This window comes from Paenibacillus sp. FSL H7-0350, assembly GCF_038593195.1.
In the GTDB taxonomy this organism is placed as follows: Bacteria; Bacillota; Bacilli; order Paenibacillales; family Paenibacillaceae; genus Paenibacillus_AQ.
The window spans coordinates 2,797,052-2,810,437 of the sequence record NZ_CP151972.1 but is presented as its reverse complement, the minus strand read 5'-3'; the positions used below and the strand labels follow the sequence as shown (position 1 = coordinate 2,810,437).

At 51.6% G+C, this 13,386-nt stretch carries 9 protein-coding genes; 6 read left to right on the top strand and 3 right to left on the bottom strand.

Going from position 1 to position 13,386, the window contains the following annotated elements:
- Positions 1-8: 8 nt before the first annotated feature.
- Positions 9-989, bottom strand: a complete 981-nt coding sequence (locus NYE24_RS12840) for a metallophosphoesterase family protein (RefSeq protein WP_342478812.1) — start codon at positions 987-989, stop codon at positions 9-11.
- A 789-nt stretch (positions 990-1,778) separates the two neighbouring features.
- Here NYE24_RS12840 and NYE24_RS12835 point away from each other — a divergent pair.
- Together NYE24_RS12835 and NYE24_RS12830 are read left to right on the top strand one after the other, a co-directional pair.
- Complete coding sequence (locus NYE24_RS12835; protein ID WP_342478811.1) at positions 1,779-1,919, top strand: hypothetical protein; 141 nt, start codon at positions 1,779-1,781, stop codon at positions 1,917-1,919.
- Positions 1,920-1,963: 44 nt separating this feature from the next.
- Positions 1,964-2,734, top strand: coding sequence for a DeoR/GlpR family DNA-binding transcription regulator (locus NYE24_RS12830; RefSeq protein ID WP_076162176.1), 771 nt, complete (start codon positions 1,964-1,966; stop codon positions 2,732-2,734).
- 89 nt (positions 2,735-2,823) lie between these two features.
- Here the strand turns inward: NYE24_RS12830 and bglX are convergent, their stop codons facing one another.
- Together bglX and NYE24_RS12820 are read right to left on the bottom strand one after the other, a co-directional pair.
- On the bottom strand, positions 2,824-4,989 hold the full coding sequence (gene bglX, locus NYE24_RS12825) for a beta-glucosidase BglX (RefSeq protein WP_342478810.1): 2,166 nt from the start codon (positions 4,987-4,989) through the stop codon (positions 2,824-2,826).
- Between the two features lie 29 nt (positions 4,990-5,018).
- Positions 5,019-8,351, bottom strand: a complete 3,333-nt coding sequence (locus NYE24_RS12820) for a cellobiose phosphorylase (protein WP_342478809.1) — start codon at positions 8,349-8,351, stop codon at positions 5,019-5,021.
- A gap of 403 nt (positions 8,352-8,754) precedes the next feature.
- Between NYE24_RS12820 and NYE24_RS12815 the strand changes: the two genes are divergently transcribed.
- The 4 genes from NYE24_RS12815 (at position 8,755) to NYE24_RS12800 (ending at position 13,359) form a co-directional block, all read left to right on the top strand.
- On the top strand, positions 8,755-9,690 hold the full coding sequence (locus tag NYE24_RS12815; RefSeq protein ID WP_036697502.1) for an ABC transporter permease subunit: 936 nt from the start codon (positions 8,755-8,757) through the stop codon (positions 9,688-9,690).
- Between the two features lie 27 nt (positions 9,691-9,717).
- Positions 9,718-10,620, top strand: a complete 903-nt coding sequence (locus NYE24_RS12810; protein WP_083678254.1) for a carbohydrate ABC transporter permease — start codon at positions 9,718-9,720, stop codon at positions 10,618-10,620.
- Between the two features lie 79 nt (positions 10,621-10,699).
- On the top strand, positions 10,700-12,271 hold the full coding sequence (locus tag NYE24_RS12805) for a DUF3502 domain-containing protein (RefSeq protein ID WP_342478808.1): 1,572 nt from the start codon (positions 10,700-10,702) through the stop codon (positions 12,269-12,271).
- Between the two features lie 65 nt (positions 12,272-12,336).
- Positions 12,337-13,359, top strand: coding sequence for a LacI family DNA-binding transcriptional regulator (locus NYE24_RS12800; protein WP_036697498.1), 1,023 nt, complete (start codon positions 12,337-12,339; stop codon positions 13,357-13,359).
- Positions 13,360-13,386: the final 27 nt, after the last annotated feature.

Below are 13,386 nucleotides of genomic sequence, written 5' to 3'. Positions count from 1 at the left end.
TCAGCCCCTCAAGTAGTAGTTAGTGTTGTGAATCGGCAGCAGGGGGGGGGAGTATGGGCAGGCTGTTCTGTACACCGGGAGCCGTCTGCCAGCCGGAGCCAGGTATCGAAGGACGGATGGTTCTGCTCTAGACGGATGACGCGCGCTCCCCGCTTGAGATTGTCGTGCCCGTAAGTATTATAGCCGGTTGCCCGGCCATAGCTGAGGCGGATGCCATGCAGTGTACCGGTGAAATCATTGATATGGTCATGTCCGCAAAAGGTGCCTGCCACATCGCCCATCTCTACGAGGGTAGCGAATAACCCTGAGTTCAGAACCGGAGCGCAGACCCGTTCATACTTGTGTCCGTAACAGACTTCGGTGTTCCACATCTCGTCATATTCGGGCAGCGGGATATGGAAGAATGCCAGCGCAGGCCGCTTGGCCTTACCTTCTCCGGGATTCAGCCGCGCTGACTGCTCTGCCAGCCAATCCATCTGGTTACGCCGGACCCAGCTATACCCGGGAATCTGCTCCAGCGGAGAGTAGGCACCCGTATCGAGCATATAGAGGATGGCTCCCGCATGATTGCCCGCGCCTTCAATCTCCAGGACGTAATTGCTTGAACCTGCCAGCTCCGCCGGACCAGCCTCAGCCAGACACTGCGGAGACTCCTGCGCAATCTCCATCAGCTCGCTGTAGGTCACTCCGTTCTCCGTGTCGTGGTTGCCGAATACGAACGCCCAAGGCACACCGGAATTCACTACAGCAGCCACTGCATCGCGGAAGGCCTGCTTGGGATCCTGGCAAGGAAGCTCACCTTCACGGACCGGACCCGTATAGATCGTATCCCCTGTGAAAATAACCAGGTCCGGCTGCTCCGCCTTCAGCACCAGCTCCATCAGCTCCCGGGTCTGCTGATCCTCTGCTCTTCCATCCATCCAGTGGAGGTCAGTGAACTGTACGATGGTGAAGGTACCGTCTGGCCGAAATGATAATTTACTGTTCATGCGGGAAATCCCCTCTCTTGTCAATCCGATTATGGGTATGGCAGTAAGGCGTGTGGTGATGTAATAGTGCGGCGTTTGTTGATTCAATGTGTTGTTGATTTATGTTTCTTTGTGTTGTTTCATGTTGATTTTAGGCTCGTTTGGTTATTCTGTCAAGCCTCCTATGGGATGATTGTATTCTCTGCAATAGAATTAGCACGATATTAGGCAAAAGCTCATTCTACTGTAGTTCATACAATGTGTGCCATACCCATATATCTACCAAGGATGCTTCTGTGGCAAAGGGGCCGCATTGACAAGTGGAATTCAGATTCATATACTGGTGAAAACAACATCAATACACTAGAAACAACATTTCGACTAGAGATACCCAAAAAAATTTGAATTTACTAACTAGTACCTTATTGGATTTAAAATAGTGGAGCAGACGCAATTCCCCTTCAAATTACATCTTTTTTTCCAAGCGGGCCTTGTTCTTCAGGGGCTCTTGGCTTATCGTAAGGGACTGAGGTGCGCTTATTTGGGAAGAAAATCGCCAATTGGGCGAGTAACGGACTCCATGGAGCTAGAATAGGCCTTATCCTTTGCACTTCAGCTCCGAAACGTCTCATAGAGAGACTGTAAGGTCACCTGAGTCCGTTACGCTGCAAAAAGTGGCGTTTTCGCGGAGATAAGATCTCACCGGTCCGTTAGATTTTGGGTTGATAGGGTTTAACAAACTTATCCATCCTTTTTAACCTGATGCTCTACTAGTTCGTGCAGCAGAATGTATGCTGTTTTTCGCATACATTGGGACTGGTTACTTTCGTGCAGCAGCCGTCACCGGATTTCTCCCGCGAAAAGTGGCTGAATCAAGGGAATCTGGGACAACAGCGGCTGGAGGGCCAACTATTCTCTGGTGTCACGGCCAATCCCATCATAGAAAAATAAAAGTACATTCTATATAAAATCAACACCGACTGGAGGAAGTATGGATGTCGCTGACCTATGAAGAACGCAAGCACACGATTCTCGCCCAGCTGGAGCTTGAGGGGAAGGTGCAGGTGCATTTTCTCGCGGAGCGGTTCGGGGTGACGACGGAGACGATCCGGCGTGATCTGGACCGGCTGGAGAAGGAAGGACGGCTGCGCAAGGTGTACGGGGGAGCGGTGCGAATCCGCTCGGAGAATCATGAGCCTACGTTCATGAAGCGCGCCCAAATGCATCTGCCGGACAAGCAGGCTATCGGCAGGCTGGCAGCCTCACTCATTCAAGACGGTGAGACGGTCATCCTCGACAACGGAACAACGACCCTTGAGATCATGCGCGCGCTGAAGGACCGAACACAAGTGACAGTGATTACAAACTCTGTTCCCGTGCTGAACTGTGCGCTGGAGCAGTTTGCGGGGAAGGTTATTTTTGCCGGAGGTGAGGTGAATGCAGGATACCAGGCGGCAGTAGGGGGCACCGCCCATGATTTGCTGGGTCAGTTCAAGGTGAATAAGGCTTTCATCTCTGCCGGGGGGATCTCGCTCTCGGAGGGCATTACCGACTACCACCTGGAGGAAGCCCTGATCTCCCGCAAAATGATGGAACGGGCTGAGGAATCCATTCTGGTCGCGGATCATTCCAAATTCGGCATCACTACCTTTGCCCAGATCGCCCCGCTAGAGCATATCTCCATGGTGCTGACCGACAGCGGCTGCTCTGAGGAATGGAAGGATACCTTTGCCCGGCTGGATATTGAGCTGCTGACCGGTGCGTAACGCAGAGCTGTGCAATATAAATAGCGCCAATCCATACACTTGTGAAGTGGAGGATTGGCGCTATTTGTTATGTCTATTGGTTAGTAGGGTCAGCCGATCCAGATCCGCTGCGTGCTATGATCACTGGAGTTGGCGCCGAGCATGATATCGAAGTCTCCAGGCTCGAACACCAGCTGATCATCCTGGCCGTAGAACATGAGCATGTCTCTGGTGATCTCGAAGGATACCGTCTGCTTCTCATGCGGGGCAAGGGTAATCTGCTTGAAGCCCTTCAGCTCCTTGCCGGGACGGACCACACTTGCGGTAACATCGCGGATATAGAGCTGTACGGTCTCCTTGCCGGTAACCTCCGAGGTGTTCTCCACCTGGATGGAGGCAAGCACCTTGCCGTCTGCCGCAGCTTCTACTGTAAAGCTACTGTAGGCAAAGGCGGAATAGCTAAGGCCGTAGCCGAAGCAGAACAACGGATCATTCGGAATATCCAGATAGCGGGTTACATAACGCACATTCGGATACTGGGGATCATAAGGACGTCCCGTCTGATAAGCATTATAGTACACCGGGATCTGTCCCACGGAGTAAGGGAAGCTCATGGAGAGGCGTCCGGACGGGTTATAATCGCCGAACAGCACATCTGCAATGGAATTTCCCGACTCTGTGCCGAGGAACCAGGCCTGTACCAGTGCATCACTTGACTCAAGCACTGGTGCAAGCTCCAGCGGGCGGCCGCTGAACACAATGGTGACCACCGGCTTGCCGGTTGCCTTGAGGCGGTGGATCAGCTTCTCCTGATTGGCGGACAGCCGCAGGCTGGCTTTACTGCCGCCTTCTCCGGTATCCTGCTGATTCTCGCCGACTGCGGCAAGAATCACATCACAGTCCTTCAGCTGCTCGTAAGCCGCTTCGGAAGCATCCTCCACATCGAATACACCCTCCAGCATGCTTCCCAGCTCGCCGGTCATTGCTGTGAGCAGGTCCGCTGCCGGGATTTTGCCGGTGATGCCCTCGTAGAGGGAGACCGCCGGGTCTTTCTCGGTACCGGCCCAGCCGCCAAGAACATTGATCGAGGTAGCGAAAGGACCGGCGAGGCCGATCTTCATGCCGCGCGTAAGCGGCAGGATTCCGCCTTCGTTCTTCAGCAGAACGATCGAGCGGGCGCCCAGCTCGCGTGCTGCCTGAAGATGCTCGGGACTTGGCTTATCGGCTTCATCAGCTACAGGGTCGGCATCCTTGAACGGATTGTCGAACAGGCCGAGGGCATCCTTAAGCTCCAGTACCCGCTTAACAGCTTCGTCGATGAGGCGGAGGTCGAGAAGACCTTCCTGGACAAGCGAGGCAGCGTGGTTCAGATAGTGGGTGGACATCATTTCGATATCGAGTCCGGCTACCAGACTCTTCAGCGCTGCTTCACGTCCGTCTTGCGCTGCGCCGTGGGGCACCAGCTCATTCACGGAGTTGAAGTCGGCGATGGTTACGCCATCGAAGCCCCATTCCTCGCGGAGAATACCGCGCAGGAGCTTGCTGTTGCCGCTGGACGGGATGCGGTCAATGGTATTGAACGCAGCCATTACCATAGCGACACCGGCATCTACTGCTGCCTTGTAGGCTGGCAGATAGAACTCACGGAGTACGCCGGTGGACATGTCCACCGTGTTATATTCACGTCCTCCTTCTGGCGCGCCGTAGCCGGCGAAATGCTTCACGCAGGCAGCGATCCGCCCCGGCTCCTTCAGGTCCTTGCCCTGGTAGCCCCGGACCATGCTCTCGGTCACCCGGGCGTTCAGGTAAGGGTCCTCACCGGAGGTCTCCATGACCCGGCCCCAGCGCGGATCGCGCACGAGGTCGGTCATCGGAGAGAAGGTGAGGTGAATGCCGGCGGCAGCGCTCTCCCGCGCAGCTACCTCAGCGAACTGCTCGCAGGCATCGAGATCGAAGGAACAGCCCATGGCGAGCGGAATCGGCAGAATGGTCCGGTAGCCGTGAATGACATCGGCCATGAAGATCAGCGGGATCTTCAGGCGGCTGGATTCCAGATGCCGGGTCTGCAGCTCAATGACATTCCGGGCGCCGATGCCGTTCAGAACGCTGCCGATGCTTCGGATCACCTGCGGCTCGATATTAAGTTCTTTGAATGGACCCGTCAAATCCACGGTATCATCCAGACCCCAATAGTACGGACCAAGCTGGGTAAGCTGGGCTAACTTCTCGTCTAGTGTCATATCGTTCACGAGATCCTGGATAAACGGTTTAGTCATGGTTAACTCCTTCGTAAGCGTACTGAAAGTTATTGTGTTACATAGATATGCAGCTCATCGCCGGGCAGGCTCAGCAGATGATTCTTGGCAATGCTTACCGCACCCGGGCGGTATGGATTCGGTAGTACCTGGCCAGTAACAGCAACGCCTGCTGCCTGCACTTCCGGGGTGCGGGCCTTACCTGGGCTGATGTGATAGACAAAGGTCATCTTCTTGCCGAAGCACTCATAAGTGAAGCGCAGACCGTCAAGGCTGGCCGGAAGGACCGGATCAATAATCAGCTCTTCTTCACTGAAGCGGATACCCAGGACGGCTGAGATCAGCTGATTCAGATAGATTCCGGGACCGCTGGAATACAGCCGCCAGCCGCCCTTCACCTCAACGCTGCCGTCACGCAGCTGGTCGAAGTTCTCCTGATAGCTGTAACGGTCAGGGAAATCGCCGTCCGAGCTGCTGAAGTACATGTTGCTCTGACGCAGCTGCGCATTAGGCACGCTCTGCCGGATGTTGATCGGGTTGATCTGGAACAGGCCATCCCAGGCACGCTTCGCTTCGCCCAGCTTGGCGGAAGCTTCAATATAGCGGATATGGGCATGTACATATTGCAGGCTGATCTCACGGCCGACGCTGGCTGCTTGCTCCGCACGGCGGAAGATGGTGCTTACGCCGCCTTCATAGCGGGCAGGACGGTCCATCAGGCGCACGCCGTCCGGGCAGTTCAGGTGCTCATCGATCAGGCGCAGATTGGTTAGCGCCTGCTCCGGCGTAACCAGCTCCGCAATAATACTGCGGGTCATCGGCAATAACCGGTAATGAATTCCAGTCTGCTGATCCAGCGGATGAAGCATATAATCAATGCTGCCGTTCTCCTGGAAGTAAGCGAAGCCGGCGATCACGCCGTCTTTGATCAGGAGGGTACGGAACGATTCCTTCATCTCTTCGGCCATAGTTGCCAGGCTGGCGGAGAATTCAGGATCGGCGGAAGTCACCTGGGACAGATTGCGGATCACCTGGAAGGCGAGCGCGACAGTCCATGCGCTGACCAGCTTGGTCTTGAGCGCTTCATTGGCTGGCTGCAGGGTGTCATCCCAGTCGCCGCCGGCATAGTTGATCAGGGACGTGCCCGGTATGAAGCGATCACGGATGGTCTCAACGGCAGCCTTCACATGCTCAAGGACAGTCTCGGTCTGCTGGCTTGGCTGAGCGTCCGCCAGATGGTGATAGCCGATTTCTTCGTTAAGAATCGCGTAGTCTCCGGTAGCCATGATGTAATCGCTGATGCATTTCAGCGGCCAGAGCACAACGTCGCCATGCCATTCATGGGCCTGAACCGGATGCTGGTCGAACATGAACCATTGCGGCCATTCCTTGCTCTCCCACAGCTGATGCGAATAGATCTTCAGCAGAACATTGCGGGCCAGCTCATAATGCTGGGTCATCAGGAAGTATTCCATTGGCCCCTGGCATACATCGCGTGTACCCCAGGCTGCTCCGCCCGGCTGTTCAAGGCCATGCGGCATGATGAAGTGGGTCATCGCATTATGGGTGTACCACCATGCGGTCTCATTCAGAATGCCGATCCGCGACTGCTCCGCGCCATCCAGCTCCAGGTGGAAGCCGGAAGTGAAAGAAGCGTAGAATTCGTTATATTGTACCTGCTCCTTCTCCAGTGTGTAAGGGGCCGTCAGCGGAAGAGCCTCTGCTGCTGAAAGTCTGCCCTGAAGCACGAGCTGGAAGCCGGAGGACTGCGTTACCGACAAGGTAAGCAGAGTGCCGTTGCGCGGCTGTCTGTCGGCATAGAACATCCGGTCGTCACTATACGTATAGGAAGTTCCCGGCAGCTGGATATCGAAATGCAGGCCCGGATAAGGAAGCTTCTGAAGTAATGCTTCATCAGGAAGAAGCTGCAGGATGCCGTCTTTCTCTTCTACCCGTACCGGATGCTGGAATTCATGTTCGCCCATGACCAGCTGGTTCGTGATCAGATAATCATAGGATCTGCCGAGCTTCGACTGGACCTGAAGGGCAACATCCGGCTGGCCTGCTGCGGCGATCGCAGTAACGGTCAGCACATCGTCTTCAACCTGATAATGCCATTTCGCAAAATTCACGCCCATCTCGTAAGCCGCCGGCAGTGTAAGAATCCGGTAGACCCCGTCCATGCGGACGTAGATCCGCTGACCGCTGTTCCGCTGAATATTCAGCAGGCCGCGCGGCGTGGAGAGCCCTTTATGGAAAGAGGTATTCCCCACTACAGTCTGTCCGTTGAAAATCCCGTACATATAGTTAGTGGAGGAGATCAGGTTGTTGTCTACCTGCTTGTCGCCCAGCAGCGAGGTGATGATATGGCCATGCGGACGTTCTACCAGCAGCTCCTTAGGCTGTAGAACCACATGGACATGCCCGTCTGTGAAGAAGGAGAGCAGCTGTCCGTTCTCCATCTCCTCAAGCTTCCGGTTCGGGAAGGCAGCATCGATCTCGGCCTGTGACCACTGTGCGGAGACATATGGCTTGCCGATATCGTCACTCAGCACAGGGACATCCCGGCTTGGCACGGCTTCCTTGCCGCTCCAGTCGATCTCTGCATAAGCTGCCTGCAGCTCAGCCTGGAATTCAAGCTCAGTTACAGCAGCGGGATGATTCGGACGGAATAGGCCGTAGAAGGCGAATTCTACCGGAGCTGACAGGACCATAGTCTCGGTCTGGAGTGCGGTATAAGCCAGCTCGTATTGATAATTACGGTTCTGCAGATTGCCGTTGAGCGCTTCAGGCACATAGCTTCCTTTATAGGAAATGCCGAAGAACTGCATGCCATCCGTGGAGTAGCCTACAGCCCGTGAACCGACTACACCCTGCTGGAGATAAGGGAAGTCCGAACCCTGCGGCTGGTTCTGGCGCGAGCAGACGGCGTAGCCCTGCGTGCCTTCCCAGATGCTGTGATCCAGATATTGGCTCATGTACAGCTCATTAGCGAGAATGCCGCCTTTATCTGCAATGCCGACGTCCTGGCCATACACTACATCTACAGTCTCACCGTTGCCGGAGAGCTGAAGCTGCCAGAACCAGATGCCGTCCTTTGCCGGTGCGAAGGTTACGCGGTAGCTGATTGCTTCTATAGAACCTTCAAAAATCAGTTTGTCGTCGGTACATGACAGCTTGGAGCCCGACTTAATACCCAGCAGCGGATAGCTCTGGATTCCTTGCTCCGTATATACGCGCAGGTAGATATTATTGGAAGAGCCGTCTGCCGGATTACCCTGGAACAGATTAATTAGAGTGGAGCCCTGCGTGAATTCAAAAATATCTCCTGTAGGCAGGAATGTATACGACAGGTCATCCCGGGTTAACGTAATCATGTTCATTTGTTGTTTGAATATCATATCGAGCCTCGCTTTCCAGTGCTTAAGTTAGGACATGAAATCGATCAGAACGGGGAAATTCATCATCAGATGTCACAAAAAAGGGCTGACATGTCCATGTAAAGAATAAATAGAAACGTTTCCATAGGCGATACATTTCGAGTTTAGACTTTTGACTGAAAAAAGTCAATTATCTATAAAAAAAACGCCTTTTCCTCTATTATGTATAGCGAAATGTAATTTTATTACTTGTTATTTAAAAATAAAAAATGTTTGACAGCGTATACAAGGAAGGAGTATGCTCTGAGCAGGGGAAACACAAAGAAATAATGGAAACGTTTCTATATGGTCGAAAAGGGTTAATTAGTTGCAGTGGAATGCAATGTTTAATTTGGAGGTGGGTTCATTGGCAAGATTTGTACAATCGGGCGGAAATGTTGTCCGGGAATTATTGAAGAACAAAGTGTTGTATCTCATGCTGCTGCCTGTCATTGTGTATTTTGCTGTGTTTCATTATGCGGTAATGCCTGGCGCTTACGTTGCATTCGTAGATTACAAGCTCAACAAAGGGATCTTCGGCAGTGACTTTATCGGACTCAAGAATTTCGAGTTCCTGATTCAGAACGGAGACCTCTGGAATATCACCAAGAATACTTTGCTCTACAATCTGGTGTTCCTTGCACTAGGTAACATCATCCAGATTGTATTTGCCATCATGCTGTCGGAGATTACAGGCAAGTGGTTCAAGAAGATCTCCCAGTCGGTTATTCTGCTTCCGAACTTCATCTCGATGGTTATCGTCGGCGTGTTCGCGTATAACCTGTTCAATTTCAACTCCGGGTTTATCAATACGATGCTTACCAGTACGGGCTTAGACAAGATTGAGTTCTACTCCGACGCTGGAATCTGGAAATACATCATTGTAGCGTTCAAGATCTGGGCAAGTACCGGTTACGGTATGATTGTCTATCTGGCAGCGATTACGGGGATTAACCATGATCTCTATGAAGCAGCCTATATGGACGGCGCCACTACCTGGCAGCGTATCCGTTATATGACTTTGCCGATTCTGAAGCCAACCTTCATTCTGCTCCTCCTGTTCGGTATGGGCGGAATTCTCAAAGGCTCCTTCGACCTCTTCTACAATTTGATTGGAACAAACTCCGTGCTGTATCCGCAGACGGATATTATAGATACGTATGTCTTCCGGTCGCTCGTGGGACAATTTAACTTCTCCATGGGTGCTGCTGTAGGCTTCTACCAATCCTTATTCGGTCTGGTTCTGGTGCTTGTCGTTAACTTTATTGTGCGCAAGGTTGAACCGGATAGCGCGTTGTTCTAAGACAAGATAAGAAACAGGGGTGTTAATATGGCAAGTAATACTATTAAAATCAAACAGGATTCAGGCAGCATTTTCATTAAGGTGATCAGCTACATTTGCATCTCCGTGTTTGCCCTGTTCTGTGTGTTTCCTTTTGCGCTGATGATCTCTTCCTCCTTCATGAATGAGCAGGAGATTATCCGCGAGGGGTACAAGCTGATACCAAATGAGGTATCTTTCAAGGCCTATGAATTGTTGCTCAGTAACTCCTCCAAGCTGGTGGATGCTTATCAGGTAACGATCTTTATCACAGTCGTCGGTACGGTGCTCGGACTGTTCATGATGTCCATGGCCGGATTTGTCCTGAACCGCAAGGATTTCAAATACCGTAACTTCTTCTCCTTCCTGATCTATTTCACCACTTTGTTCAGCGGAGGATTGATTCCGACTTACATCCTGATGGTTAAGCATCTGCACCTCAAGGACAGCCTGTTCGCCATGATTCTGCCAGCTGTGGTAGGGGCGTGGTCGATCTTCCTGATGCGTAACTTCATGAAGGCGATCCCGGATTCCCTGTATGAATCAGCGACGATTGACGGCGCAGGCGATTTCCGCATCTACTGGCGGATCTTCATGCCGCTGGCGGTTCCATCACTGGCAACGATCGGACTGTTCTCGGCACTGGGCTTCTGGAATGAGTGGTACAACGGAATGCTGTACATGGACACTCAGAGCAAATTCCCGCTTCAGTACTTCCTGCAGCGTATGATCAATCAGGCGAATATGGGCAGTCTCATCAACTCGGGAGCGGTCATTAACACAGCCGATCTGCCGACCCAATCGATCAAAATGGCTACAGCCGTGCTGGCTACAGGCCCGATCATTCTCCTATATCCATTCATTCAGCGTTACTTCGTAACCGGTCTTACCATCGGTGCTGTTAAGGGTTAATGGACGCCTGCTTCAATTGAAGGGTGTTTGTTATAGATGCAAAATTCATAATATAGAAAAGAAAAGGGAGGCTTACCGAATGAAAGGTAAAAAGATTGCTTCTTCTCTAGCTGCTGTCCTCATGCTTACTGGAGTGCTATCCGCTTGTTCGTCAAGCAATAATGCAAATGGAAATACAGGCTCGTCGAACACTCCATCCACTTCCACTAATTCTGGAGGCGTAGACACTTCTAAGGAAGCGAAGCTGACGTACTATCTGTGGGGCAGTGAGGGAGTTACCAATAAAGACATTCTGGCTGAGATTAACAAGAAGCTTAAGGCCGATATGAATACTACGCTTGAAATCAAATATATTGACTGGGGAGACGTAGCAACCAAGTATCCGCTGCTGTTCGCTTCCGGCGAATCGTTCGATCTGTCGCATGCTTCTCCGGGTGCTCCTGTGTCCTACTACACCCTGGCTACTGAAGGTGCGCTGACCGACATTACCGACATGCTGGACAAGGTAGCGCCTAAGCTGAAGGCTGAGATTCCAGAATCCTCCTGGCAGAACACCAAGGTAAATGGCAAAATCTACGGCGTACCTAGTCTGTTCAGTGAATATACGCCTGCCGGTTATGCCTACCGTACCGATCTGCTGAAGAAATATGGCATGACAGACATTAAGTCCATCGATGATATGGTTAAATACATGGATAATGTGGTTGCCAATGAATCCTTCCCGCCAATTAACGGTAAGGCTGAGGATGCACAGAACATGTACAGAATGCTCGTTGATACTACAGGCATGTGGCTGAACGCACCTGGTATCTCGCTCAATGAATTGAATCTGGTCACTAAGAGCCCAGAGGATTACAAGACTGTATTCCATCCGGCCTTCACCCAGGAATTCGAGGATTGGGCTGTGAAAATGCGTGAGTGGGGCGACAAGGGCTACTGGGGCAAAGACGTTCTGTCCGCTTCCCTAGGCAGCAAAGACAACTTCAGAGCCGCGAACTCTGCGGGTTATCTGACTCATGCCCAGGACTGGATCGGCCAATATGGCGGAGATATCAAGGCGCTGCCTGATGCTCCTACAGCTTTCTATACCTTTGCTGAAGCCAACAAGAAAATCAAACGTAAGATGGGTGTAGACAACTCGACAGTTATCAGTGCGAACTCCTCTAACCCAGAGCGTTCTCTGATGGTTATTGAGAAATTCATGACGGATGAAAGCTACTACAACCTGATGCAGTACGGTATTGAAGGCAAGCACTACGTTATTGAAGATGGCGTGAAGAAACAGCCGCAGGGCTTCAATGAAAAAACAGACGGCGGCGGCTTCTCGGCTTGGTCCCTCAGAAACGACAAGTTCGTGATTCCTAGTGATACTGAGAACCCTGTTCGTAAGGAACTGTTCGCTGCATGGGATAAAGAAGCGATTGATGATCCGTACAACGGCTTCAGCTTCGACCCGGCTAATGTAACTACTGAGATTGCTTCGATCTCGAACGTGAATGCACAGCTTGGTATCCAGCTCATGCTGGGTAAAACAAATAAAGATGCAAAAACGGCTGTAGCAGAATACCGCGATCAGCTGAAAAAAGCAGGAGTTGATAAGGTCATTGCCGAAGTAGAGAAACAATTGGCAGAATTTACACCTGTTAACTAAAAGAATGTATAGGTTACAGGGGAGCTATATCTTATAGCTCCCTTACCTATAAATGGGGGAGTAGAGTGGACGTAAACATTAAGGATATCGCCAGGATATCCGGTGTCGGCATCTCAACAGTGTCCAGAGTCATCAATAATAAGGGTCTGGTGAGCAATGCCACCCGGGAGAAGGTACTGAGTGTCGTCAAGGAATATAATTATATTCCCAATTCCAATGCCAGAAATCTGAAAACAACGCAATCCAAAAATATTGCACTTATGGTAAAAGGGATCACTAACCCATTCTTCTCGATTATGATCAAGGAGATTGAACGTCAGGTCAATCTGCGCGGATATCCGTTTCTTATCCATCAGGTAGAAGACGGCACCGATGAGATTAACGCAGCCATTCAGCTGGTGAAAGAGAAGAATCTTAGCGGGATTATTTTCATGGGCGGTACCTATAATCACTCCGAAGAGAAATTCAAGCAGTTAACCGTTCCATTCGTACTCACGACCATCACTACCTCACAGGAAGTGGACCCGTCCATCTTCTCAAGCGTAACGATCGATGAATCCAAGGAAGCCTATAAGGCAACCTCTTATTTACTTTCGCTGGGACATCGAAACATCGGCTTTCTCGCCAAATCCCCTTTACTGGAAGACACCACAGGCAGCCGCCGCCTTCTTGGCTACAAGATGGCGCTGGAAGAACATAACATACCTTATAATCCGGGATTCGTAGAGGATTGTGAATACAGTCCAAGCTCAGGCTTCAATGCTGCACGCAGACTGCTTAACCGCGACAGAACCGTAACCGCTATCTTTGCGGCCTCCGATACGATTGCGATCGGTGCGGCCAAAGCTGTGCTTACCGCAGGCTTATCTATCCCCGATGATATTTCGATCATCGGCTTCGACGGTATTGAGATGGCTGAGTACTATCATCCTGCGCTGGATACGATCAGCCAGCCGGGCACTGAAATGGCACTGTCCAGTGTGGGCGTGTTGTTCGACCTGATTACCAAACATTCCTCCCATCAGCACATTGTCTATGATGCGGTATTGCTCAAACGGGGCTCTTGCAAGATGATTAAGGGCCGGTAACAGCAGGGCGCTGACTATAAAACCAAC